Origin of the sequence: Rhizobium mesosinicum, assembly GCF_019511345.1 — a bacterium.
Lineage (GTDB): Bacteria > Pseudomonadota > Alphaproteobacteria > Rhizobiales > Rhizobiaceae > Rhizobium > Rhizobium mesosinicum.
On the sequence record NZ_JAEUAK010000002.1, the window covers coordinates 234,032 to 258,291 of the forward strand.

Below are 24,260 nucleotides of genomic sequence, written 5' to 3' on the forward strand. Positions count from 1 at the left end.
CGCTGCGAGTATCAGAAGCGGGGCCTCGATAACAGTCAGAGAACGACAGACCGACGGAAAATAGAGCCGCGAACTATCTCGTGGCTGCCTCTTTCAGTTTCTCGGCGATCTCGCGAGCAACGAAGACCGTATGTTCCGTGATCTGCGGCAATCCCATCAATTCACCGAACGTTCCACGTGCAAGCGGACCGGAAATGAGCAAAGAAGGGATCACTTGACCATTCGCTCCGATTGCTTCGGAGCGCTCGGAGCAAGCAAGTCCGAGACCGGTCGGATCAAGGACGAGATAGCCCTCGCGCCCAAGTTCACCGAGGCAGGGCTGCGTCTGCAAAATACCGCCATGTGCGGGACCGGTCGTGACGACGACGGCATCGAACGTCCGTTCCATTTTTTCGCCGGCACGCCGCGGCTGCAGCATAACACGGATCGTTTCACCCTCGACCTTGGCATCGGCAACGGACCCCGCAAGCACTTTCAGCCGACCAGCTTCAATTGCCGCATCGAGCACTGCCTCCACCTGGGGAGCGATGCGGAAACGATGAACGTCCCAATAGGGCCTGAGATACCGGACGACGCGCCGCCGCTCGGCGACCGGTAAAGTCCGCCAGAGATCGTGTCCCTGGGAGCGCACCTGATCGATGACGGCATGCCAGCTCAAGCCCTGCTCGGCCGCCTGGCGAATCGTCAGCCGAATCTTACGCAACAGAGCGACTGCCGAGGATGCGGGATCGGCGATGAAATCGCCGAAGGGCTCCTGCGGAGCCGCAGCATGGCCGCGAGAGCGCAGGCCGCGGCGGGAAATCGCCACAACCGGACCTTCGTGGCCATTTCGCGCAAGCGACGCAATCACGTCTGCCGCGGTCAGCCCGTTGCCGATGACCAAAACCCTATCCTGCGGCCGCACGACCTCAAGGGAGCCCGGTTTCGTGGTATCGCCAATGAAGCGCGGATGATTGCCAAGAGTCGCCGCCAGCCTGCCCGGCGCCATTGGTGGCGGATGGCTGGTGGCGACGGCGACGATATCGGCCTCCGTCAGCCCGCCCTTGTCGTCGAAGATCACCCAGCCATCATGCTTGCGACGGATGGCAGTCACCGTGGCGCGGCGATGAGTGATGGCGCCCGACTTCAGGAAGGGCTGCAGAAGCGAGCCGACATAATCGCCGAACACGCGCCGGCGCGGAAAAAGCTGGCCGTTCTCGCGCACAGCTTCGGGATCGTCGCGCACGGCATTATTCGCCTCGATCCAGCGCTGGAACTCTTCCACATCATCCGGCTGCAGGCTCATCTTGGCGGCCGGCACATTGATACGGTGCGCGGGATCGACCGTGTCATAGGCAAGACCACGGCCGAGCATCGGGCGTGGCTCGAAGACCACGATATCCGGTGTATCGTTGCCAGCGAGCTTCAGCAAATGATAGGCGACACCTGCCCCGGAAACGCCGCCTCCGATGATGGCGACAAGCGGCCGCTGCGATTTCTGTTCGGTCGAAGATTCTGTCTGGAACTGCATCTCAGCCGGCGTCATTTCAATCGATGCCGGAGCATAGGTGGAGCACGAGGGCCACGCAATGCTCCAGTCTTATTGTCTATAATTTTTATGCTGAAACCGGAGGTACCTAATCAGCCGGAGATCTTGGTTGCAAACTCGGGAGTGCCTCTGATGGTGTTGCTGACCGTGCAAATCTCGTCTTCGGCCATATGTGCAATCTTGCGCCGCGTTTCCTCGTCAATATCGCCTTTGATAGAGAAGATGATGTTGAATGTGGCGACGCGCGACAGCCCTTCCGCCGCCTTCTCGCCGGTCACATCGGCGGTGATCTCGGTGATCTTGTCGAGGATACCGAGCTGGCTGGCCGCCATGCGGGCACTCAGCACGAGACAGGCCGAAAGCGAGGAATAAAGCAGATCGAGCGGGTTGAAGCCCGGCAGTGACGGGCTGGTGACGATATCGATCTCGCCGCCGGTGACCGATGTGACATGCGGGAAACCGGTACGGCCAAGAACGGCGTTTGCGCCGGTGGGACGGGGACGAAGCTTGAGATCGGCCATTTTAAAATCCTCTATCGAATATAGCTTTCAAATAGTGTTTGCAGCTCAACGCCGCAATGTGACGATCTGGTTTCGCTGAGCGCCGCCGAACGGAACCTTTCTACCCCTCAGAAGTTTTTTCCCGAAGCAACCTCATGAAGAGGCGCGATTTTCCCATGCCCAATGTCCGTCACATCGACCGCAAGCACAAAAATATGGATGTTCGCGACCGGCTGATCGTCGCGCTCTATGCCCAGCTCAAGGCCGAGCGGGAAACACGCGAGACGCTGGAATGGGCAATCCGCAACGGTGCAGTGTCCAAAGAGGTACTGGAGGCGATCGCCGCCGATCCGGTCCCTGTCGTGACCAGCGAGGATATCGCATCGCTTGAAAAGATCATCGCGCTCGACGAGCGGCGCAGCCGCTCGCCCCGGCAATGAATGACCAGAACGGCTGACAAGGAGGAAAGCACATGGCCGACATCACTTATCAGATCGTTCCGCATGACAGTGGCTGGGCCTACAAGCTCGGCGACACGTTGTCCGAACCCTACGCCACGGCAGAACAGGCGATGGATCGCGCAAGAAACGCAGCCGCGCGCCAGAAGATCGGCAACGGCGATGCGTTGCTCGCCTATCCAGCCCCGGATGGAAGCGGCTGGAAATTCCAGCAGATCGAGACCGACAAGGGCAACGGCAGGCTCTGAACGGAGGAGGCGATGGCGGCACGCGCAAGCTGGAAGGGCCATCTGAAGGTCGGCGACCTCGCTTGCGCCGTTGGCCTTTATACGGCCGTTTCCTCTTCCGACCGCGTCTCTTTCAATATCATCAACCGCAGGAACGGCCATCGTGTCGAGCGGCGGTTCGTCGATAGCGAAACCGGAAAGCCGGTAGAGCGCGACGACCAGGTCAAAGGCTACAGGATGGAGAGCGGCGACTACATCCTCATCGAAGGCGACGAAATTGCCGAGATCACGCCGGAAAGCGACAAGGTGCTGAATGTGCAGAGCTTCATTCCCTGTGATGGGATCGACAAGCTCTATTTCGACCGCCCTTACTATCTGGCGCCGGTCGACGAGCACGATGCGGAGGCCCTCGCATTGATTGCCAGAGGCATGCTCGACAGCAAGGTCGTAGCCCTTGCCGAAGCCGTGCTTTTCCGACGCAACCGCACATTGCTCATCCGCGCACACGACGACCACATCATCGCGACCATGCTGAACTTCGACTATGAGGTGCGCTCTGCAAGCTCCGTCTTCAAGGACATTCCCGATATCAAATTCGACAAGGAGATGCTGGAGCTCGCCGGGCATATTATTGCCACCAAGCAGGGCAGCTTCGACCCGAGCGGATATCACGACCGGTACGAGGCGGCACTCGTCGAACTTGTGAAAGCCAAGATCGAAGGCCGCGCGCCGCCGAAACGCAAGCGGGAGCCGGAGAGCAAGGTGGTCGACCTCATGGAGGCGCTGCGCCAAAGTGCGAAAATGAGCGGAAAGGCACCGGCGAAGAAGCCTGCCGCGCGCAAAACCTCCGATAGAAGCCGCAGAAAGGCGAGCTGATCATGGCTCTCGAGACGTATCAGGCGAAACGCGATTTCAAGATCACGCCGGAGCCGCGCGGCAAGCCAGCCCGAGTGAAGGGCAACAGCTTTGTCATTCAAAAGCATAACGCTACACGGCTGCATTATGACTTCCGGCTGGAGATGGACGGCGTGTTGAAAAGCTGGGCCGTCACAAAAGGCCCAAGCCTCAATCCCGAAGATAAGCGCCTCGCCGTCCATGTCGAGGACCATCCCCTCTCCTATGGCGATTTCGAAGGTATCATTCCGAAGGGCCAGTACGGCGGCGGCACCGTGATCGTCTGGGACCGCGGTACCTGGATGCCGCTTGGCGACCCGCATAAAGCCTACCGCAAGGGGCATATGGAATTCGAACTCGACGGCGAAAAACTGAAGGGGCGTTGGCATCTGGTGCGCATGCACGGAAAGCCGGGTGAGAAGCGCGAGAACTGGCTGCTGATCAAAGGCGATGACGAAGAGGCCCGGCATGAGGGCTCACCGGATATCCTCAAAGAGCGTCCGGAATCTGCCAAGACCGGCCGCGAGCTGGAAGAGGTCGCTGAAAACCCTGACGCAACCTGGCAATCCAAACCTCAGGGCGGCAAGGCCGTTGCCGCGAAGACCAAGGCGCCAGCTCGGAAAGCAAAGGCCCCTGCCCTGCAGCGGAATTGGCCGAAAGGCGCGAAAAAGGCAGCCATGCCCGAGTTCATCGACCCCGAGCTGGCCAAGCTGAAGCCCAAGCCACCGGCCGGCGAACGCTGGATCCATGAGATCAAGTTCGACGGTTACCGGCTGCAGGTGAAGATTGAGGACGGGCGCGTGACGATGCTGACACGCGGGGGTCTGGACTGGACAGAGAAATTCGGCAGGGACGTCGTTGATGCCTTCGCTTCCTTGCCTATTGAAACGGCCGTCATCGATGGTGAACTCGTTGTGGAGCGCGATACCGGCGCATCAGATTTCTCCGCCCTGCAGCATGATCTCAGCGAAGGCCGCTACGACCGCTTCGTCTTCTATGCTTTCGACCTCATCCATCTCGATGGATATAGCCTGCTGAACGTAAGTCTTCTCGAACGCAAACATCTGCTGGAGAAGCTAATCCCCGGAAATAGTGAGAAACTGCGCTACAGCACGCACTTCAACGAGAACGGCGGTCTCGTGTTGAACCATGCCTGCCGGCTCAGCCTCGAAGGCGTCGTCTCCAAGCTGAGCGACAGCAAATATGTCTCCGGTCGCAACGGCGAATGGATCAAGTCAAAATGCTCGCAGCGGCAGGAATTCGTCATTGGTGGTTATGTACCGTCGACGGCCACGAAGAATGCCATCGGCTCGCTCGCCATGGGTTATTACGAGGACGGCGCGCTGAAGCATGTCGGCCGAGTCGGCACTGGTTACACTGTCGCGACGGCGCAGATGCTTTACGAGCGGTTGTCGGCAATGGAGATGAAGCAGAGCTCCTTCGACGACAAGCTGACCGCCGAGGAGCGGCGCGGCCTGCATTATGTCAAGCCGCAGCTTGTTGCCGAAGTAGAGTTCCGCGCATGGTCGGCGGATGGTAATCTGCGCCACGCGGCCTTTCGCGGATTACGAGAGGACAAGCCGGCAAAGGACGTTGTGCGCGAGATGGAAAAGACGACCGCGAAAAACCTGCCGAAATCGGCCGTAACGCTGACCCATCCCGACCGCATCTACTGGCCGGACGAGGGCGTCACCAAGGAAGGCCTCGCCAATTATTATGCGCAGGTCTGGCGTTTCATGGCACCTTATGTCGTCAACCGGCCGCTTGCTCTGCTGCGCCTGCCCGACGGGGTTTCCGGCCATCAACGCTTTTTCCAAAAGCATGCCTGGAAAGGCATGAACGAGCATATCGAGCAGATCACCGATCCCAAGGACAAGGGCGGCGAGAAGCTGTTGCGCGTTACCGATTTCGATGGCGTCGTAGCGCTGGTGCAATCGGCGGTGCTGGAAATCCATCCCTGGGGCACGACGACCGACAATTGGGAAAAGCCCGACATGATTACCATGGACCTCGACCCCGGCGAGGATGTGCCATGGGAAAATGTGATAGCGGCAGCTTACGAACTGAAGGAGCGTATCGAAAGCGAGGGCCTTGCGGCATTCGTCAAGACCTCCGGAGGCAAAGGCCTGCATGTGGTGACGCCGCTTGAGCCGAAAGCCGGCTGGGCGGATGTGAAAGGCTTTGCGAAGTGGCTGGCCGACAGCATGTCCAAAGATGAGCCCGACCGCTATCTTGCAACCGCAACCAAGGCGAAGCGCAGCGGCAAGATCTTCATCGACTATCTTCGGAACGGCCGCGGCAACACTGCCGTCGCCGCCTATTCCACCCGTGCCCGGCCGGGTGCCGCCGTCTCGATGCCGCTCGAATGGAGTGAACTGACCACCGAAATCGGCCCTGCTTATTTCACCGTCGATAATACGCCGGCGCGCCTCGATGCACTTAGCAGGGATCCATGGGATGGGTTCTTTGCAGCAGCCAAGCCGTTGCAGAAGCGGAAGAGATAGGCTTTCGAAAGATGCTCCCCTTTGTAGGGAGAAGCCTTTAGAACTACCGCGACTTCCCGCGACCACCTTCAGCCGCAAGGCTCTTCTTCAGCGCATCCATGATGTTGATGACATTGCCCGTCGATTTGACCGGCGCCGGCTTGCGTGCCGGAGCAGCCTTCTTAAGGCTTTTTTCCTTGCCGCGGATCAAGGCCTTCAGCCGCTTCTGGACCGGATCCTGTACCATTGAAGGGTCCCATTCCTTCGTCTCTTCCTTGACAAGCTTCTTCATCAAGGTCAGCAAATCACTATCGACCTTCGCCTTCATGTCGAGCTCGGCGGCCGGTTCGCGCACCTCGTCACCATAGCGCAGTGTCCAGAGGACTATGCCCTTTCCTAGCGGTTCCAGCAGCACGGCCCGCTCGCGCCGGTAAAGCACCAGCCGGGCGATGCCGACCACATCATTGGCCCGCATGGCTTCCCGGATTACGCAGAATGCTTCCGTGCCGACCTTGTCTTCCGGCGCCAGAAAATGCGGCTTGTCGTACCAGATCCAGTCGATCGAACCACGCGGCACGAAGCTGTCGATATCGATGGTGCGGGTGCTTTCCAGCCCCACCTCTTCGATCTCCTCGTCCTCCAGGAGAACATAATCATCCTCGCCACGCGGATAGCCTTTCACCTGATCCTTCTCGGCAACTGGCTTGTGCGTGACACTATCGACATAGCGGCTTTCGACACGGTTTTTCGTCGCGCGGTTCAGCACATGAAACCGCACTTTACTCGACTCCGTCGTCGCCGGCGTCAGGGAAACGGACGCAGTGACAAGCGAGAGTTTGAGGTAACCTTTCCAGAATGCTTGCCGGGCCATTCGGCATAAACGGAAATGGTCGCGAGAGGTTCCATTCGGTGAGGCTCGGCGGAGCGGAATCCAAGCCCGACACGCGCATTTTCAACGGGATGTGATGGCTAGATGCCACCAAAGGCGAGAGGATATCCGTTTCGACAACTTACTGACATGATTTCGTACCAACTGGTTCGATGTCGCTGTTATTAGGCAATCAGATGCTGAAAGAAGATATTTCGCGCGCGAAAAAACTCGCTCTTATCCTCACGCTGTTCTTTGGCGTGACCATATCCTACGCAAAGTTCACCGGACTATTTCCGCCACCGGATCTGCACGACGAGAGCAAATACGGGCCACCAGGCTGGTTCTCAAGCTTCGACCTCGGACCTCCGCCATTCCCTCACCCACCGGAATCTCCGCCAGTTGACAGATCGCACGACATTCCCGTCTGAATGATGCAGACCGGAAAGCGGGAGACGGTCACCAGACCGGCGAGGACGTCAGCTCGCTCAGGACACCAATGCGCTTGATATGCTGGATTAGGAATGGTGCCCAGGACCGGAATCGAACCAGTGACACGCGGATTTTCAATCCGCTGCTCTACCAACTGAGCTACCTGGGCTAACCATGCTTCGTAGAAAACGTTCCGATCGGAATGTCAGGGCCTTGGTTCGCCCCGGAAGCGAGCGGGGTTATAGCATCTTGTTCGCCCATGGCAAGCATCAAATGATAGTTTTTTGACGGTCTTTCGGGCTTTGGCGATTTGCGAGGAAAAATAAGGGCTTCGCGGTGGAAAACCTAGCTTTCCTCGTCGGGATAATCCGCCTTCGTCTCATCATCTGCCACGGGAATGGCGTAGGAACCCGTCAGCCAGCGCGACAGGTCGACTTCGCGGCAGCGGTTGGAGCAGAAGGGATAGTGTTCGCGGTTCGACGGCTTGCCGCATTCCGGGCAGGGGCGCGTCTTACGCAATGGCTCAACCTTGCCGCCGGTTTTCGTTTCATCAGACATGGTTTGCTCCTTGCGGGAGGTCAGCCTTCGGGCCAACGGCTGTGGACATCGAAGCCCTCGCCGGTCAAAAGCAGAATGGTTTCGTAAAGCGGCAGTCCTACGACATTGGTGTAGGATCCGACCATTTTCTGCACGAAGGTGCCTGCCAGCCCTTGGACGCCATAGGCACCGGCCTTGCCGCGCCACTGGCCCGAGGCGATGTAGTTTTCGATCTCGAAACTCGACAGACGCTTGAAGCGCACCTTGGTCTCGACAATCTTCTGACGCACTTTCCGATCAGGCGTGATCAGGCAGATGCCCGTATAGACCATATGGTTGCGGCCGGAGAGCAGGTGCAGGGAGTTCGATGCCTCATCGGCGAATTCCGCTTTGCCGAGGATGCGGCGACCAACGGCGACGACCGTATCGGCGGACAGGATATAGCTGCCCTTCCAAGTGATGTCGCCTTTGATGGCGGCAAGTGCCGCTTCCGCCTTTTCGCCCGAGAGGCGGCGGGCGAGCGAGCGCGGATGCTCCGATTTCTTCGGCGTCTCGTCGATATCCATCGGCATCAGGCGCGAAGGCTCGATACCGGCCTGATTGAGCAGATCGACGCGGCGGGGCGAGCCCGAGGCCAGAATGAGCTTGTATTTCAGCGCCATGGAACCTCGACCATCGGCAGGCGGGAGCGGAAGCTCCGGAGAGCTTCGCAGACCAAGCTTACTTGAAGCGGTAGGTAATGCGGCCCTTCGTCAGGTCATAGGGCGTCATTTCGACCAGAACCTTGTCGCCGGCGAGAACGCGGATGCGGTTCTTGCGCATGCGGCCGGCGGTGTGGGCAATGATCTCATGCTCGTTTTCGAGCTTCACGCGGAACGTCGCGTTCGGCAGAAGTTCGGTCACGATACCCGGGAATTCGAGGACTTCTTCTTTCGGCATATAAGGGTTTTCTTCCTGTGTGTTGGCAAAGCGGCGCTGGGCGCCTCAAAATTTGCGCGGAAACTACACAATCAACGAGGATTTGTGAACCTCGTAGATCGGGCTTTCTATCTTTTGTTTCACGCCGATTGCGCGGCGATGCCATTTCTCTTGAGTAGCCGGCTTTCGATAAGGTCGGTCATGTGATCGCGAACGCCGCGATAGCTATCCAGTATCTGCTCGCGCGTTCCGGTCGCCACCGTTGGATCCATGGTCGGCCAGTAGACGACATCAACAGCGCTGGACCGTGTCAACTCGAGCGCTGCGTGATGGGCCTGCGGCGAGAGCGTGATGATGAGGTCGAAATAATCGTCCTCAAGCTCGTCCAGCGTCTGCGGCTGTCGGCGACCGAGCGACAGGCCAATTTCCTCCAGCACGACATCGACGAAAGGATCGCGTTCACCGGCGCGGACGCCCGCGGACCTTATATAGGTATTACCGGGCAGAATGCTACGGGCTATCACTTCCGCCATCGGGGAGCGGATGACATTCAGCCCGCACATGAAGAGGATGGCGCCCGGCCGCTTTCCGTCCTGCGTTTCGACGTGCGGCTCCATCGCCGTCATCCGCGCCAATAGAGGACGCAGACCAGCGTGAAGAGACGCCGGGCGGTGTCGAAATCGACATCGATCTTGCCCGAGAGACGGTCCTTCAGGGTCTGCGAGCCTTCATTGTGAATGCCGCGTCGCCCCATATCGATCGCCTCGATGCGGCTCGGCGAGGCGGAACGGATCGCTTCATAGTAGCTCTCGCAGATCATGAAATAGTCCTTCACGATCCGCCGGAAGGGCGTCAGCGACAGGATATGCGTTGCGACATCCTCGCCTTTTTCGGTGGTTATGGAAAAGACCAGCTTGGAATCGACCAGCGAAATGTTCAGTCGGTAAGGCCCGCCGGCATGGCCGACGGGTGTGAAAGAATTTTCCTCGATCAGGTCGAAGATCGCCACCGCCCGCTCATGCTCGACATCGGGCGTCGAACGGCCGATCGTATCGTCAAGGACAACGTCGCAGAGCCGGAAGTCGTCCTTCACCATTCCCTCACCTTTCGAGGTTCAGGCGGATCGCGACCGATCGCGCATGGGCATCGAGGCCTTCCGAAACGGCGAGCGCAATCGCCGCCGGACCGAGATCGCGAAGCTGTTGCGGGCCAAGCCGCAGGATCGATGTGCGCTTGACGAAATCGAGAACCGAAAGGCCGGAGGAAAAGCGTGCCGAACGCGCTGTCGGCAGCACGTGGTTGGAACCGCCGACGTAATCACCGATTACTTCGGGCGTATGCGCGCCGATGAAGATCGCACCGGCGTTGCGGATCTTGTCCACGAAGAAATCGGGATCGGCGACGGCGAGTTCCAGATGTTCGGCGGCGATACGGTTTGCAAGCGGAATGGCATCCTTGAGATCGGAGACAAGGATGATTGCGCCAAAATCGCGCCAGCTGGCGGCGGCGGTTTCGGCACGGTTCAGCGTTTTCAGCTGCCGCTCGACGGCTGCTTCTACAGCCTTGCCGAAATCCTCGTCGTCGGTGATCAGGATCGCCTGAGAACTCTCGTCATGCTCTGCCTGGGCGAGCAGATCGGCGGCGACCCAGTCGGGATTGTTGTCCTCGTCGGCGATGACGAGCACTTCAGAGGGGCCGGCGATCATGTCGATGCCGACTGTGCCGAAGACCTGCCGCTTGGCGGCGGCGACATAGGCATTGCCGGGGCCTGTGATCTTGGCGACTGGTGCGATCGTCTCGGTGCCGTAGGCAAGGGCAGCAATCGCCTGCGCGCCGCCGACGCGGTAGATTTCATTGACGCCGGCAAGTTTGGCCGCGGCCAGCACGGCCGGATTGACGGAGCCGCCGGTAGCCGGCACGGCGATGACGATACGCTCGACGCCCGCGACCTTTGCGGGGACGGCATTCATCAGAACCGAGCTCGGATAGCTCGCCGTACCGCCTGGCACGTAGAGGCCGACGGCTTCAATCGCTGTCCAGCGCGAGCCAAGGCCAACGCCCATGGCATCCTCATAGATATCGTCCTTCGGAAGCTGGCGGCGGTGATGGGATTCGATGCGGAGAGCCGCGACCTTCAAGGCGCCGAGGACTTCCGAGGGGACAACCTCGACGGCACTCTCGATTTCTTGCTCGGTGACGCGCATCGGCACGGTGGCATAATCGATGCTGTCGAACTTCTTGGAATATTCCGCAAGAGCGACATCGCCGCGCGCGCGCACCTCATCGATGATGGCGCGCACGACATTGTTGACGTCTTCGGAGACCTCGCGCTTGGTGGTCAGAAAGGCCGCGAAGCGCTGCTCGAAACCATCGGATGTCTGATTGAGCCAGATTGCCAAGGCCGGAATTCCTTCTTTACTCGAAACTGTTGCGCTCAGGGGCCGGGGTGGCGCGGCCTGGAGCCGGTTTCCCAGGCGCCGCCGATATCGGCAAGCTGTACCTCGATACATTCGACATCGAGGACGATCGAGGCCGTGCCTGAGAGCGAGAGCTCGAGCGTGCCCTCCGGCCCGTCGCCCGTCTGCTCGAAACGCAAGGCGAGCAGCGACAGCACGTCGTCGCGTCGCGAACGATCGATGCCGATCGAGCGGACGGACAGCACGCGCTTGAAGACGAGGGCAGCACGGCGGCGTTCGAACCCCCTGCGCTTGCGGGCCGCCTCTTCCCAGACGAAGCGGTTGGCGGCGAGCGCAAATTGCTTGTCGCGCGGCGACCATTCGATATCGGCCACCTTGAAGACGCTGTCCTGTACATGCGCGGAAATGACCGCAAGGTCCTCGGCATCGAGCGCAACAAGCTTCAGGTCGGTCATCCAGCCTCTATCCCATGTCTTTCTGCCGCAACTGCGGCGATCTGCCAGACAACGGAAATAAGGCGCGACGGCCAAATACGCAACCAGGATAAAGGGCGCATAATCGCGCTTTTCTTACTCGCTGACGCGTTCGACGATGGCGCCGCAGCGGGTGAGCTTTTCTTCCAACCGCTCAAAGCCGCGATCGAGGTGATAAACACGGGAAACCGTGGTTTCGCCTTCGGCGGCAAGGCCGGCAATGACGAGGGAAACGGAGGCACGAAGATCGGTCGCCATGACCGGCGCCCCTTTCAGCCGCTGGACACCTTCGATCTTGGCCGTCTGGCCCGACAGTGAGATCTTCGCGCCGAGGCGGGCAAGTTCCTGCACATGCATGAAGCGATTTTCGAAGATGGTTTCCGTGACGTGCGAGATGCCGGTAGAGCGGGTCATCAGCGCCATGAACTGCGCTTGCAGGTCGGTCGGGAAGCCCGGGAATGGATCGGTGACGATATCGACCGGCTGGATGCCGGCGCCGTTACGCTTGATGCGCATGCCGTTGTTGGTCGAGGAGATGTCCGCACCGGCGCGGCGCAGCGTTTCCAGCGCCGTTTCGAGCAGGGCAACATCGGTATTTTCAAGCACGACATCGCCACCGGCCATGGCGACCGCCATGGCATAGGTGCCGGTCTCGATGCGGTCAGGCAGGACGCGGTGGCGCGCGCCTGAGAGCGAGGTGACGCCTTCGATCGTGATGGTCGAAGTACCAGCGCCGGAAACCTTGGCGCCCATGGCGTTCAGGCAGTTGGCGAGATCGACGACTTCGGGCTCGCGTGCGGCATTGCCGATTACGGTCGTGCCGCGGGCAAGCGTTGCGGCCATCAAAAGCACGTGCGTCGCGCCAACCGACACTTTCGGGAACGTATAATGCGTGCCGATGAGGCCACCCTGCGGTGCCTTGGCGTTGATATAACCGCCATCGATTTCCATCGTCGCACCAAGTGCCGTCAAGCCGTCGATGAAAAGATCGACCGGACGTGTGCCGATGGCGCAGCCGCCCGGCAGCGACACGCGGCAATGGCCTTCGCGGGCCAGAAGCGGGCCGATGACCCAGAAGGAGGCGCGCATCTTCGAGACCAGCTCATAGGGAGCGGTCGTATCGACGATGGTGCGGCAGGTGAAATGGATCGTGCGGGCGTAGGAATCTTCCTGCCGCTCACGGCGGCCGTTGACGGCGACATCGACGCCGTGATTGCCGAGGATGCGCATCAGCAATTCGACATCGGCGAGGTGCGGCACGTTTTCCAGCGTCAGCGTATCGCTCGTCAAAAGCGAGGCGATCATCAGCGGCAGCGCAGCATTCTTGGCGCCGGAAATCGGAATGACGCCATTGAGCTCATTACCGCCGACAATTCTGATACGATCCATGTGCACTTACGGGCGAGGCCCGCCTTTCCTCAAAAGTTTTGCCTGTGGGGCAAGGCAAGAAGTGGGGGTGTTTAGAGCAAATCCCCGGCCGCTTCAATTCGTAGCGGACCGAACATTACGATTCGTCCATTTTTGCGGCAGGCGTTTGTGCAGCGGGCAGCCCGTTCGTCTCGTCTGCCTGGCCGGATCGGCGAGCGCGCACCTGCTGTTTGCGTCTTGAAAGATTTTCTCTCAGTTTTTCGGCAGCCCGTTCGCGACGCACTGCCGCCTGGGCTTCCATGGCCGCTTTCCGGCTCTGCCGGGCCTTCTCGCTCTCTTCGTTCATCCCCCAGAACTAACCGAATTCGCGCCGTTCCAAAAGTGGGCGGGACGTTATTCCCAGAGAAGTTGGAATTTGCGGCTTGCACTCCTGCCGAAGCTGTGGCAATAGCCGCCCCGTTCACGCGAATTGAGCGTTTCCGCTTCTCGCGTCTGGTCCTGCTGCCGTAGCTCAGTGGTAGAGCACACCCTTGGTAAGGGTGAGGTCGGTGGTTCAATCCCACTCGGCAGCACCAGTTTTCTCCTTTAGCATTATCCCCCGCGCCAATCGGCGCCATTGCTGCCGGAAAAAATCTCGCTAAAATATTAGCATTATGAAGTTTTCGCATAAGGAACCCGAAGGCTTCATTCAATGTTTCTATCGAGACATGCTGGAGGAGCGTCGATGGCAACTGAACGATGGAATGATCCAATCAAGGTTGGTTTCGAAGAGGCAGGAGCGCGCACGGTTAACGGACCGTTCGACGCATTGGCGTGCCTCGCCGAGCACTGGCCTGCCGTGCGCGGATTGAAATATCTTAAGGCACGCAGCGCCTGCCGCGCCGCGCTCGATGGAAGAAAGACCGTTGAAGAGGCGCGCGCGGAGTTTATGGCGGCGGCTGAGGAAGCAAAGCTTAAAGTGCATTAAGCTTTCGGCGGTGATATAGGACAATAAAAGTCCGGGCCGTCCCGAAATGGCGCAATTCTTAATTTTCAGTTAATCGTGCAGCTCGCTCGGAGCTTTGTCCCGAAAGAGATTGCGTTATTCCTCTATTCATCAATAGAGCGACGCCAGCCATCATGATGATGGTTAGAATATTGTACCCTCTAGGGATTGCGAACGAGCCTCGCTCGCAAAAAACTTCGAATATTCGGTCAACAATCCGAAGTGTTCTCATCTCTAACCTGAATATATCCCACACCGATGATTGTACCATCTGCGGCACGGATGAAGGACGGCAGGTAACGCGGTTCAGCAGGCTTGCAGATGGTGGCGCTGGTATATTCGTTCAGCGCAATTTCGTCTTTCGGCAAGGCCGAATAATTCACGTCGGTTTCGAGCGAGGCATAGGCGGAGCCGGCAAAAGCGCCGCACCCAAGAAGAAGAGCCGCGGCCCACAGACGGATAAGCGTTTGCATTATTATCTCCTGCATTGAAGCCAGCTTTTCAACACGCGAGACGGCGAGTTGGTTCCTTGCTGGCCGGCTGTTCCGCCGCGGATGCGCCTGCGCTGGAGCCCATTCCCGGCAGCATCACCTATGGCGGGCAGCCACGCACGAAGCTGACGCAATCGCCGATCGGCAGCGTCGTCCACAATGACTTCTACGATCAGCAGGGCCAGCGCGTCTACGAAACCTATATTCTCTAGCCCGACCGCAGCCTCAAGCTGGTGCGGCGCGAGATCGTGCCTGACTTCCCGCAATAGTGCATCGCGGCCCGCGTCCTGCTTGACAGCGGCGCCAATCGAGAACATCCAAGGAACATCTGATTTTATTCGCAGGCGCGCTGATTCTCCCGCGAAGCCCAACCGGACGGCTGGATGTATCTCGAAAGACTCAACCCCCAGCAGCGCATGGCCGTGGAGCACGGCACGCTCACAGCCGGCAACCATGTGGCCGGGCCGCTGCTGGTCATCGCCGGCGCCGGTTCCGGCAAGACGAATACGCTTGCCCATCGCGTCGCCCATCTTATCCTCAAGGGTGCCGATCCGCGTCGCATCCTGCTGATGACCTTTTCGCGCCGGGCGGCGGCCGAAATGGGCCGGCGTGTCGAACGCATCTGTGGCGAGGTTCTCGGCAAGAATTCCGGCATCATGGCCGATGCGCTCGCCTGGAGCGGCACTTTCCACGGTATCGGCGCGCGGCTCTTGCGCGACTATGCCGAACAGATCGGCATAGACCCGGCCTTTTCCATCCACGACCGGGAAGATAGCGCCGACCTGATGAACCTCGTGCGCCACGATCTCGGCTTCTCCAAGACCGAGAGCCGGTTCCCGACGAAAGGCACCTGCCTTGCGATCTATTCCCGCGTAGTGAATTCCGAAACGGAACTGCCGCTGGTGCTGCGTGACGCCTTTCCCTGGTGCGCCACCTGGGAGAAGCAGCTTCGTGAGCTTTTCGCCTGTTATGTCGAGTCAAAGCAGAGCCAGAACGTGCTCGATTACGACGACCTGCTGCTCTACTGGGCGCAGATGGTGGCCGAGCCTATCATCGCCGAGGATATCGGCAGCCGGTTCGACCATGTGCTCGTTGACGAGTATCAGGATACCAACAGGCTTCAGTCCTCGATCCTGCTTGCGCTCAAGCCCACCGGCCAGGGGTTGACGGTCGTCGGCGACGATGCCCAGTCGATCTATTCGTTTCGCGCGGCGACAGTGCGCAATATTCTCGATTTTCCGGCTTCTTTCAGCCCGGCCGCCAATATCGTCACGCTCGACAGGAACTACCGCTCGACGCAGCCGATCCTTGCTGCTGCCAACGCGGTGATCGATCTTGCCTCCGAGCGTTTCACCAAGAACCTCTGGACAGAACGGGAATCGCCGGAGCGTCCGCGGCTGGTGACGGTGCGCGACGAGAACGATCAGGCCCGTTATGTGGCCGACAAGGTTCTCGACAATCGCGAAGAGGGCGTGAAGCTTAAGAGCCAGGCCGTGCTCTTCCGCGCTTCGCATCACAGCGGCCCGCTGGAAGTGGAGCTGACGCGCCGCAACATTCCTTTCGTAAAGTTCGGCGGGCTGAAATTTCTCGACAGCGCGCATGTGAAGGACATGCTTGCGGCATTGCGCTTTGCTCAGAATCCGCGCGACCGTGTAGCGGGCTTCCGGCTGATGCAGATCCTGCCGGGTATCGGACCTTCCACCGCGCAGAAGGTGCTGGACCACATGGCCGAGGATCCAAGCCCGGTGATGGCACTCGCCGCCATGCCTGCACCGCCGCGCTCGGGCGACGACTGGACCTCCTTCGTGTCCACCATGCAGGAACTGAAGACCGGCAAAGCCGGCTGGCCTGCCGAGATCGAACTGGTGCGGCAATGGTATGAGCCGCATCTGGAACGGCTGCATGAGGACGCCAGCGCCCGGCTTGCCGATCTCATCCAGCTTGAGCAGATCGCCGGCGGCTATGCCTCTCGCGAACGCTTTCTGACAGAACTTACGCTCGATCCGCCCGATGCGACCTCGGATCAGGCGGGCGTGCCGCTGCTCGATGAGGATTATCTCATCCTTTCGACCATTCATTCGGCCAAGGGGCAGGAATGGACCAAGGTCTTCATGCTGAACGTCATCGACGGCTGCATCCCTTCCGATCTCGCCGTCGGCACGACGGCGGAAATCGAGGAGGAACGGCGGCTGCTCTATGTGGCGATGACCCGTGCCAAGGACAGCCTCGATCTCGTCATACCGCAGCGCTTCTTCACCTATGGACAGAATTCACAGGGCGACCGGCATGTCTATGCATCACGCAGCCGCTTCATTCCGGCGACACTCCTGCAATTCTTCGAGGTCTGCGGCTGGCCGCAGGTGAAGTCCGATACCGCGGCAGCTCAACAGGCGCGGCAGGTGCGCATCGATGTCGGTGCGCGCATGCGCGGCATGTGGCGCTAAAGCGCGAGCGGCGGCTTGGCCGGTTCGAAGAAGCGGCCGATCATTTCATCGTTGACCAGGGCGATCGTCGGCGGCGACCATTTCGGATTACGGTCCTTGTCGATGACGGCTGCACGCACACCCTCGTAAAAATCCGGACCGTGCAGGATGTGCATGCAGGCCCCGAGCTCACGGGCCAAGCATTCGGCAAGCGTGCGACTCTGGCGGCCGGCTCTCAGCAGCCGCAAGGCAAGCTTGAGACTGGTCGGCGAACGTGTGAGCATCACACGGCGGGTTTCGGCAGCGAATTCGCCCTCCTCCGCACTCAGTGCGGATGCGATGTCCTCGACGCGGTTGAAGTGAAAAGCACGGTCGATCATTGTGGCATTGGCCTGCAATCTGCCCTCGCCCGGCTGCTCCGAGAGATCGCGCAGCACTGCGTCGACATCCGCCGACGAGCTTCCCGCAGGCAGGGTCGTCAAGCGCTGGACGGCCTCTTCGAGGCGCGAGGAAGGCATATAGACATCGGCAAGGCCGGTATAGATTGCATCGGAGGCATTGATATCGAGCCCGGTCAGAGCCATCCATGTGCCGCTTTCGCCGGGCGCACGAGGCAACAGCCATGTGGCGCCGATATCGGGAAAATAGCCGATACCGGTTTCCGGCATGGCAAGGCGGGTGCGCTCGGTGACGATGCGATGGCGGCCGTAGGCGGAAAGCCCCACGCCGCCGCCCATGGTAATGCCGTCCATCAGCGCCACATAGGGCTTCGAATAGGTAGCGATTTGGTGATTGAGGCGAAATTCCTCGCGCCAGAAGGTTTCCGCGAGGCCATCGCCGGCACGCCCGCTCAGGTGAATGGCGCGAATATCCCCGCCGGCGCAGAAGCCGCGCTCGCCCTCGCCCATTACGACGACGCTCGCCACGGTTTGATCGACGGCGAACTCATCAAGCGCGGCGCTAATCGCACGCACCATGGGGGTCGTCAGGCTGTTCAGCGCCTTTGGGCGGTTCAGCCGGATGAGGCCTGACGTGCCCCGTCGCTCGACAATGACTTCGCTCTGATTGCTGTTGTCCATGATCCACCTCGCTCCTGCCCCATGAATAAACCGGGTCGGGTCGGGGTTCCAGTGGCTGGCCGATCAGTCAGGCGGAGAGGGACTGCGAAACGGCGACATCGCGCTGCACCGCGTAATCGATCGCCAGTTCCAGCGGCAGCGGTCGCGAGAAATAATAGCCCTGCGCCAATCTTACGCCGATGCCTTTCAGCGCCTCAGCCACATCCTCGCTCTCGACACCCTCGGCCACGGAGGCGATACCGAGGTTCTGGCAGAGATTGGCGACGGAGCGGGTGATGCTCATACAGCGCGCATCACGGTCGAAATTCATCACGAAGGCCTTGTCGATCTTCAGCTTGTCGAAAGACAGCCGGTGGATATGGCTCAAGCTCGAATAGCCCGTGCCGAAATCGTCAAGCGCGATCGAGATACCGGCGGCGCGTAGAGTGCCGATCACCTGATCGGCTGTGTCGAAGTCTGACAGCAGCGCCGTCTCGGTGATCTCGAATTCGATGCGTTTGGGATCGACACCGGACCGGTTGATCATGGCGAGCAATGCCATCGAGGTTTCGTGATCGCAGATATCGCGGGCCGACAGGTTGAAGGAGACACGCAGATATGTCGGAAGGATCTTCAGGGCGTCGAGCGCCTGGCCGAAGAGGATGCGGGTCATGCGACCGATCACGGCGGTGCGTTCGGCAGCGGGAATGAAGGCATCCGGGCTGATACGGCCGAAGCGCGCGCTGTCCCAGCGCGCGAGCGCCTCAAAACCGACGACACGGCCGCTGCGCAATTCGACAATCGGCTGATATTCCAGCTTCAGCTCCTTGGCGAAATCGTCGGCCTGCAGCTCCAGCTCAATGAGATAGCGCTGCGTCAGGATCTTTTCATGCTCAGGTGAGAAGAACTCGACACCGCCGGTGCGCTTGCTCTTCATCTGATAGAGCGCGAAATCCGCTTTCTCGTAGAGATCTTCGGCGGTGTACTCACCCGCATCAGGATAGACGATGCCGCAGGAGCCGGAAACGCGCACCGACCCGTCTGAGATGTCGAAAGGTTCACGTACGGCCGCACACAGCGCCAGGCCGAGGTCAGAGACGGCCCTGAACGTCATGTCAGAGGGGAAGATGATGCCGAATTCATCGCCTCCAAGGCGCGAGACGGTGCCCTCATCGCCCACCAATGAGACGAAGCGGCGCGCCGTCTCCTTCAATACGAGGTCGCCGGCCGCATGGCCGAAGACGTCGTTGACCGGCTTGAAGCCATCGAGATCTATGATACCGATGACAGGCGGCGAGGCAGGGGCCTTCGACAGCATCTTTTCGAGCGACAGGAAGAAGCTGCGGCGATTGGCAAGGCCCGTCAACTGGTCCTGCAGCGCATTGCGGCTATTGACGAGGTTCAGCTCCTCTGCTTCGGCCTGCTTCTGCTTCAGTTCCTCGGTAAGCCGCACCAAATGGGTGAAATTCTGGAAGTAACTGTTGATGACGCGCAGGAACGGCAGCACGAGAAACAAGCCGCTGACTGCCGTTGCGACGAAAACCGGATTACCGGAAAACAGGAAGGTCACGATCATGGCCGTGAAGGTGATGACCGTGGTGATCGCCGCCGCGAGCGGCAGATGCATCAGGCAGAAGACGCAGGAAATACCGGTTACGACAAGGAAATAGGCGATCTGGCCCTGCTGTGAGGCATCGCCATATTGATAGAGCGCAATGGCCCAACCGCCGAAGCCGATCGTGAGGATAACGGCGCCGACCAGCGCCACCTTCATCAGCCGCAGCGCACGCTCCGGCGTGACATTTTCCTTGCCTGATATTTCCCACCAGCAGAGGCGGAAGACGCAAACGATGCTGAGACCGACGGGAATGTAGAGCGAAAGCCAAAGAGGCGCAGACTTGATATGCGTGATGGCCACGGCCAGCGCATTGATGACAAGAAGAACGTAGAGAATTGGAATCTGTGACGACAAAGCTTTGAACTGTGCCACCAGAAACTTCGGATTATCTTTTTGCAGCCGCAACGAGGCTATGAAGTTCTTCATGATCCCTTTTCCCTTGGCTGAAGCGAGCCAGAGAAAGCTTGATTATTCCTTATTAAGTGAGGTCAGGCCCTCGCATCTGCGCGAGGATGGTAAATGCCCGGTTGCAGTTCAGAAGGAAGCCGCAGCCAGCGCGCGATGAATGCTATGCAGATCGTCGACGCTCCTGTTCATCAGGAAAAGCTCCCAATCGAGCGAGTTGCGGACAATGGTTTCCAGCGAATCGTGTTTCGGCGTCCAGTCCAGCACGCGGCGGGCAAGCGTCGCATCGGCGACGACACTTGCCGCGTCGCCCGGCCGGCGCGGCGCCATATTGATCTTGAAGGAGTGGCCATTCAGGCGGGTGACCATGTTCAAGACATCGAGTACGGAATAGCCGTTGCCATAGCCGCAATTGGCGACCAGTGGCCCCCTACCCTGGCGCAGATGCTGGAGCGCCTTCAAATGCGCCGCCGTCAAATCGCTCACATGGATGTAATCGCGCACGCCGGTGCCGTCATGGGTCGGGTAATCGAAGCCGTAAACGGCGATGCTGTCGCGCTTTCCGAGGGCGGCCTCACAGGCGACCTTGATGAGATGGGTCGCGCCTGAGGTCGACTGGCCGGCGCGCAGATGCGGATCGGCGCCGGCGACATTGAAGTAGCGCAGCGCTACATAATCGAAATCATAGGCGGCGGCGGCATCGCGCAGCATCATTTCAGTCATCAGCTTCGACTGACCATAAGGATTTTCCGGATTGAGCGGCGCCGTTTCCTTCACCGGAGCGGAGCTCTTCTGCTGGCCGTAAACGGCTGCCGTCGAGGAGAAGACGAAGTTACGGATGCCGGCCTTGATCGCCGCGCTCAGCAGCACGCGCGTTTTGCCCGAGTTATTGTCGTAATAGGAAAGCGGATCGGTAACCGACACAGGAACGACGGCAGAGCCGGCGAAATGGATGATTGCCTCGATATCGTTTTCGATGAAGATCTTCTTCAGCACCTCCGGGTCGGCGACATCGCCGAGATAGAAGCGCGCGGCCGGCGCAACGGCCCAACGAAAGCCGGTGGAGAGGTTGTCGAGCACGACGACATCTTCACCGACGTCCAGCAGCGTCCAAACCATGTGGCTGCCGATATATCCAGCCCCACCTGTCACCAGAAGCGCCATGTCTGCATTCCCTGTTTTATATTTTTCGGGAGCATCAGAACGGCTTTTTCCTTTCCGATTTTATTATCAAACGGCATCGGAAAGCCTTTGCCGCCGGTATGTTTTGACATGTGGTTAGAAGCCCATTTCGGGCTTTGCTACAATTTTATCGACCAGCCGGTTTTGGGACGAAAACGCCTCGCGCTCCCTGCGTTCGTTGACATCAAGAACGCGGCGGGGCAAATTAGCGAGATGAACAATTTCGCGTTCCAGGCCATGACGATGGGCATGACGACCACCCTTTGCGGTGGGGGCGTCGGCTTGTGACCTGAAACTGTTCACTGCACCCGACCCAACCCCGCCGGACACGCGCGGGGTTTTCTGTTTCTGCCCCGACGTCCGGCTGATGCAAAGGACTTCTCGTGGCACAAGATCTTCTCTCAATGTTCCCTAGCGATCTGCCCCTTCAAGACAAGGAGCAGCGGCGATGAGGCTTTACCTGTCATCTTACCGGCTCGGCGCCAGCGCCTTCCGGCTGAGGAAACTTCTCAAAGGCGGACGGCGCGCCGCCGTCATCCAGAATGCGTTGGACTTCATTCCGGCCGAAGCGCGCCGCGCCTATGAGGCCAATATCTATGATCCCAAGGCAGAGCTTGCCGATTGGGGAATAGAGGCGGAAGAGTTGGATCTGCGGGACTATTTCGGGCAACCGCACACGCTGAAGGAGGCACTCGCCAAGATCGACCTCGTCTGGGTGGTTGGCGGCAATGCCTTTCTGCTGCGACGGGCCATGCGGCAGAGCGGCTTCGATCGCATCATCGGGGAATTGCTGCGCGAGGATGCGCTCGTCTATGGCGGCTTCAACGCCGGGGCGGTCGTTGCGGCGCCCTCGCTCCAGGGCATCGATATCATGGATGATCCACGGCAACTCGCATCAGGCTACGATGATGTTGTCATCTGGGATGGCCTCAGCCTCGTCGATTTCTCCATCGTTCCGCATTATCGCTCTGACCATAACGAGGCCGAAGCGGCTGAAAGGGCCGTCAGTTTCCTGGAGAAGTCCGAGGTGCCCTTTCAGCCACTCAGAGACGGCGAAGTCATCATTGTCGAAGCCCGGAATGTGACGCTGCTCCCGGTGCTGCCGGAAGCGATGCGTCGCTCAGCTTAAATCTTGAGGATGTAGTCGCAGAGCCGTTCGGCCGCAACTTCCACCTGCGCCGGATCGCGCAGGAAGCAGGCGCGCAGAAAAAGCTCGCCTCCGGGTCCGAAGGCCGTGCCAGGGGCAAGGCCGACGCCGGTCTTGTCGACGATGCCGATCGCCGCCTTGCGGCTGTCGGTAACGCCGTCGATCTTGAGGAATGCATAAAGCGCGCCATCGGGCTTCAGCGTTTCGACGCGATTGGTGGCGATCAGTGCATTGCAGAGGATATCGCGGGAGCGGGTTGCCTTGTCGATGTTGGACTGCACGAAGGTGTCACCCTCGTTGAGGGCAGCGACTGCGCCCTTCTGCATGAACTGCGCCACGCCCGAGGTGGAATACTGGATGAGGTTTTCCAGCACCTGCCCGGTTTCGGGCGGAGCAACAATCCAGCCGACACGCCAGCCGGTCATCGACCAGTTTTTGGAGAAGGAGTTGACGAACATCACTTTGTCGCCCGGCTCCATGACGTCGAGGAAGGAGGGCGCGCGGCCGTCGGCGTAGAAATAACGCGCGTAGATCTCGTCCGCCATGATCCAGAGATCATGCTTGCGCGCCAGCGCCAGGATATCGGCCAAATCCTTCTTCGTCGCGGTCCAGCCGGTCGGGTTCGACGGCGTGTTGATGAAGAGACCGCGGGTCTTCGACCTGATAGCCGCTTCGATACGGTTGAGGTCGACAGTCCAGGTACCGCCTTCGAACTGGAGCTCTACGCCAACCGATCGAGCACCTGCGATTTCGAGGGCTGCGGCAATGTTCGGCCAAGCCGGGGTGAGGTAGACGAACTCGTCACCGGGCGAAGTCAGCGCCTGGACGGCGATCTGGATCGCCTGCATGCCTGAACCGGTCACATAGAAATGTTCTACCGGAAGGCGGATGCCGAAATGCCTGGCATAATAATCCGACAGCGCCTGACGCAGCTCGGGTATACCGCGCTGCCAGGTGTAAAAGGTCTCGCCGGCCGCGAGCGCCTGCATGGCGGCCTGATTGATGAAATCGGGAGTGGGAAGATCACCTTCTCCGACCCAGAGGGGCAAAAGGCCTTCACGGCCACGGGCATAATTGACGACTTCGACGATCCCGCTTTCTGGCGCTGCGATGGCGCGCGGGCTGAGGCTGCTTATGATCGACATGCATATCTCCAGTTCACGCCTTCATAGCGGATTTGAAGGCGCAAATCCCATGACAATGCGTGATGGCATATCGATTTTCGTGATGATTGAGCCCGGCCGGAGCGGACGGGCTCGTCTGATCATACGGCCGGGCGCTTGGCGAGAAGATCACGGATCTCAGTCAGCAGCGCGACGTCTGCCGGTGGCGGCGGAACTTCTTCCGGTGCGGTCTTTTCCTTGCGCTCGACCTGCGCGCGCAGTGTGTTCACACCCTTGACCATCAGGAAAATGATCCAGGCGAGGATCAGGAAATTGATAAGGACCGTGATGAAATTGCCGTAGGCGAAAACGGCGCCCTGGGCACGGGCGGCGGCAAGGCTCGTTTCAGTGACCTTGGGAGACAGCGCCAGGAAGTAATTCGAAAAGTCGAAACCGCCAAAGATCGCGCCGACGATCGGCATGATGATATCGTCGACCAGCGACTTGACGATGCCGCCGAAGGCGCCGCCGATGATCACACCGACTGCGAGGTCCATGACATTGCCGCGGGCGATGAAAGCTTTGAACTCGTTGAGCATCCAATCTGTCTCCCCTTGATGCATTTTCAAAGACATGCCGTTGTTTTCATTAGCTACACCTTCATCTCAATTAATCAATCGGCAATTGGAAATATTCGAACACTGTCCCCTTCGGCGTAGAACTTAAGACGAAGACCGCGGGAATT

At 59.6% G+C, this 24,260-nt stretch carries 28 protein-coding genes and 2 tRNA genes; 11 read left to right on the top strand and 19 right to left on the bottom strand.

Annotated features, from left to right (window positions below):
- Window positions 1-73: 73 nt before the first annotated feature.
- Together JNB85_RS05095 and JNB85_RS05100 are read right to left on the bottom strand one after the other, a co-directional pair.
- Window positions 74-1,525, bottom strand: coding sequence for an FAD/NAD(P)-binding protein (locus JNB85_RS05095; protein WP_220333298.1), 1,452 nt, complete (start codon window positions 1,523-1,525; stop codon window positions 74-76).
- A 95-nt stretch (window positions 1,526-1,620) separates the two neighbouring features.
- Window positions 1,621-2,049, bottom strand: coding sequence for an OsmC family protein (locus tag JNB85_RS05100; RefSeq protein WP_220333299.1), 429 nt, complete (start codon window positions 2,047-2,049; stop codon window positions 1,621-1,623).
- Window positions 2,050-2,204: 155 nt separating this feature from the next.
- Between JNB85_RS05100 and JNB85_RS05105 the strand changes: the two genes are divergently transcribed.
- From JNB85_RS05105 to ligD, 4 genes are read left to right on the top strand one after another with little or no spacing between them, the layout of a single operon-like run.
- Window positions 2,205-2,468: a hypothetical protein gene (locus JNB85_RS05105; RefSeq protein WP_183749150.1), complete on the top strand. Its 264-nt coding sequence runs from the start codon at window positions 2,205-2,207 to the stop codon at window positions 2,466-2,468.
- A gap of 32 nt (window positions 2,469-2,500) precedes the next feature.
- Complete coding sequence (locus JNB85_RS05110) at window positions 2,501-2,734, top strand: DUF2188 domain-containing protein (protein WP_220333300.1); 234 nt, start codon at window positions 2,501-2,503, stop codon at window positions 2,732-2,734.
- A 12-nt stretch (window positions 2,735-2,746) separates the two neighbouring features.
- On the top strand, window positions 2,747-3,589 hold the full coding sequence (gene ku / locus JNB85_RS05115) for a non-homologous end joining protein Ku (RefSeq protein ID WP_220333301.1): 843 nt from the start codon (window positions 2,747-2,749) through the stop codon (window positions 3,587-3,589).
- Window positions 3,590-3,591: 2 nt separating this feature from the next.
- A complete protein-coding gene (gene ligD / locus JNB85_RS05120) occupies window positions 3,592-6,111 on the top strand; it encodes a DNA ligase D (protein ID WP_220333302.1) in 2,520 nt (839 codons plus the stop codon).
- A gap of 43 nt (window positions 6,112-6,154) precedes the next feature.
- On the opposite strand, the gene ku (JNB85_RS05125) is transcribed toward ligD, so the two are convergent.
- Window positions 6,155-6,961: a non-homologous end joining protein Ku gene (ku, locus tag JNB85_RS05125; protein WP_220333303.1), complete on the bottom strand. Its 807-nt coding sequence runs from the start codon at window positions 6,959-6,961 to the stop codon at window positions 6,155-6,157.
- A 194-nt stretch (window positions 6,962-7,155) separates the two neighbouring features.
- Here ku (JNB85_RS05125) and JNB85_RS05130 point away from each other — a divergent pair, with 194 nt between their 5' ends.
- A complete protein-coding gene (locus JNB85_RS05130; RefSeq protein WP_220333304.1) occupies window positions 7,156-7,389 on the top strand; it encodes a hypothetical protein in 234 nt (77 codons plus the stop codon).
- A 94-nt stretch (window positions 7,390-7,483) separates the two neighbouring features.
- Here the strand turns inward: JNB85_RS05130 and JNB85_RS05135 are convergent.
- The 10 genes from JNB85_RS05135 to JNB85_RS05180 form a co-directional block, all read right to left on the bottom strand.
- Window positions 7,484-7,559, bottom strand: a tRNA-Phe gene (locus tag JNB85_RS05135).
- A gap of 176 nt (window positions 7,560-7,735) precedes the next feature.
- On the bottom strand, window positions 7,736-7,948 hold the full coding sequence (gene yacG, locus JNB85_RS05140) for a DNA gyrase inhibitor YacG (protein WP_220333305.1): 213 nt from the start codon (window positions 7,946-7,948) through the stop codon (window positions 7,736-7,738).
- Between the two features lie 20 nt (window positions 7,949-7,968).
- Entirely contained in the window at window positions 7,969-8,589 is a 621-nt protein-coding gene (locus JNB85_RS05145) for a Maf-like protein (protein ID WP_183748923.1), read from the bottom strand.
- Window positions 8,590-8,647: 58 nt separating this feature from the next.
- The gene (infA, locus tag JNB85_RS05150) at window positions 8,648-8,866 is read right to left on the bottom strand and encodes a translation initiation factor IF-1 (protein ID WP_003545338.1); all 219 of its coding nucleotides are present in this window, start codon (window positions 8,864-8,866) and stop codon (window positions 8,648-8,650) included.
- 119 nt (window positions 8,867-8,985) lie between these two features.
- Complete coding sequence (locus JNB85_RS05155; RefSeq protein WP_220333306.1) at window positions 8,986-9,471, bottom strand: arsenate-mycothiol transferase ArsC; 486 nt, start codon at window positions 9,469-9,471, stop codon at window positions 8,986-8,988.
- A complete protein-coding gene (locus JNB85_RS05160; protein ID WP_220333307.1) occupies window positions 9,468-9,941 on the bottom strand; it encodes a UPF0262 family protein in 474 nt (157 codons plus the stop codon). The genes JNB85_RS05155 and JNB85_RS05160 overlap by 4 nt, the downstream gene beginning before the upstream one ends.
- Before the next feature lie 4 nt (window positions 9,942-9,945).
- The gene (gene hisD, locus JNB85_RS05165) at window positions 9,946-11,244 is read right to left on the bottom strand and encodes a histidinol dehydrogenase (protein ID WP_220333308.1); all 1,299 of its coding nucleotides are present in this window, start codon (window positions 11,242-11,244) and stop codon (window positions 9,946-9,948) included.
- A 35-nt stretch (window positions 11,245-11,279) separates the two neighbouring features.
- Window positions 11,280-11,717 (bottom strand): DUF2948 family protein, encoded by a 438-nt coding sequence (locus JNB85_RS05170; RefSeq protein WP_220333309.1) that lies wholly within the window; start codon window positions 11,715-11,717, stop codon window positions 11,280-11,282.
- Window positions 11,718-11,831: 114 nt separating this feature from the next.
- Window positions 11,832-13,124 (bottom strand): UDP-N-acetylglucosamine 1-carboxyvinyltransferase, encoded by a 1,293-nt coding sequence (gene murA, locus JNB85_RS05175; RefSeq protein WP_220333310.1) that lies wholly within the window; start codon window positions 13,122-13,124, stop codon window positions 11,832-11,834.
- Between the two features lie 115 nt (window positions 13,125-13,239).
- Window positions 13,240-13,449 (bottom strand): hypothetical protein, encoded by a 210-nt coding sequence (locus JNB85_RS05180; protein ID WP_220333311.1) that lies wholly within the window; start codon window positions 13,447-13,449, stop codon window positions 13,240-13,242.
- Between the two features lie 154 nt (window positions 13,450-13,603).
- On the opposite strand from JNB85_RS05180, the gene JNB85_RS05185 reads away from it, so the two are divergent.
- Window positions 13,604-13,678, top strand: a tRNA-Thr gene (locus tag JNB85_RS05185).
- Window positions 13,679-13,827: 149 nt separating this feature from the next.
- The gene (locus tag JNB85_RS05190) at window positions 13,828-14,070 is read left to right on the top strand and encodes a DUF982 domain-containing protein (RefSeq protein WP_220333312.1); all 243 of its coding nucleotides are present in this window, start codon (window positions 13,828-13,830) and stop codon (window positions 14,068-14,070) included.
- A gap of 227 nt (window positions 14,071-14,297) precedes the next feature.
- On the opposite strand, the gene JNB85_RS05195 is transcribed toward JNB85_RS05190, so the two are convergent.
- Window positions 14,298-14,561, bottom strand: coding sequence for a hypothetical protein (locus JNB85_RS05195; RefSeq protein WP_220333313.1), 264 nt, complete (start codon window positions 14,559-14,561; stop codon window positions 14,298-14,300).
- 14 nt (window positions 14,562-14,575) lie between these two features.
- Between JNB85_RS05195 and JNB85_RS05200 the strand changes: the two genes are divergently transcribed.
- Together JNB85_RS05200 and JNB85_RS05205 are read left to right on the top strand one after the other, a co-directional pair.
- Window positions 14,576-14,791: a hypothetical protein gene (locus JNB85_RS05200; protein WP_220333314.1), complete on the top strand. Its 216-nt coding sequence runs from the start codon at window positions 14,576-14,578 to the stop codon at window positions 14,789-14,791.
- Between the two features lie 171 nt (window positions 14,792-14,962).
- Complete coding sequence (locus tag JNB85_RS05205; protein ID WP_220333315.1) at window positions 14,963-17,023, top strand: ATP-dependent helicase; 2,061 nt, start codon at window positions 14,963-14,965, stop codon at window positions 17,021-17,023.
- Here the strand turns inward: JNB85_RS05205 and JNB85_RS05210 are convergent.
- The 3 genes from JNB85_RS05210 to galE form a co-directional block, all read right to left on the bottom strand.
- Entirely contained in the window at window positions 17,020-18,081 is a 1,062-nt protein-coding gene (locus tag JNB85_RS05210; protein ID WP_220333316.1) for an enoyl-CoA hydratase/isomerase family protein, read from the bottom strand. The two genes, JNB85_RS05205 and JNB85_RS05210, sit on opposite strands and share 4 nt — an antisense overlap.
- 67 nt (window positions 18,082-18,148) lie before the next feature.
- Entirely contained in the window at window positions 18,149-20,104 is a 1,956-nt protein-coding gene (locus JNB85_RS05215; protein ID WP_220333317.1) for a putative bifunctional diguanylate cyclase/phosphodiesterase, read from the bottom strand.
- 108 nt (window positions 20,105-20,212) lie between these two features.
- Window positions 20,213-21,247 (bottom strand): UDP-glucose 4-epimerase GalE, encoded by a 1,035-nt coding sequence (gene galE, locus JNB85_RS05220; protein WP_220333318.1) that lies wholly within the window; start codon window positions 21,245-21,247, stop codon window positions 20,213-20,215.
- A gap of 108 nt (window positions 21,248-21,355) precedes the next feature.
- Here galE and JNB85_RS05225 point away from each other — a divergent pair, with 108 nt between their 5' ends.
- Both JNB85_RS05225 and JNB85_RS05230 read left to right on the top strand, forming a co-directional pair.
- Window positions 21,356-21,553 (top strand): hypothetical protein, encoded by a 198-nt coding sequence (locus tag JNB85_RS05225; protein WP_220333319.1) that lies wholly within the window; start codon window positions 21,356-21,358, stop codon window positions 21,551-21,553.
- 160 nt (window positions 21,554-21,713) lie between these two features.
- On the top strand, window positions 21,714-22,394 hold the full coding sequence (locus JNB85_RS05230; protein ID WP_220333320.1) for a Type 1 glutamine amidotransferase-like domain-containing protein: 681 nt from the start codon (window positions 21,714-21,716) through the stop codon (window positions 22,392-22,394).
- Here JNB85_RS05230 and JNB85_RS05235 read toward each other — a convergent pair.
- Window positions 22,391-23,557, bottom strand: a complete 1,167-nt coding sequence (locus JNB85_RS05235) for a pyridoxal phosphate-dependent aminotransferase (protein WP_220333321.1) — start codon at window positions 23,555-23,557, stop codon at window positions 22,391-22,393. The genes JNB85_RS05230 and JNB85_RS05235 overlap by 4 nt on opposite strands.
- Window positions 23,558-23,676: 119 nt before the next feature.
- Window positions 23,677-24,114: a large conductance mechanosensitive channel protein MscL gene (mscL, locus tag JNB85_RS05240; RefSeq protein WP_183748906.1), complete on the bottom strand. Its 438-nt coding sequence runs from the start codon at window positions 24,112-24,114 to the stop codon at window positions 23,677-23,679.
- Window positions 24,115-24,260: the final 146 nt, after the last annotated feature.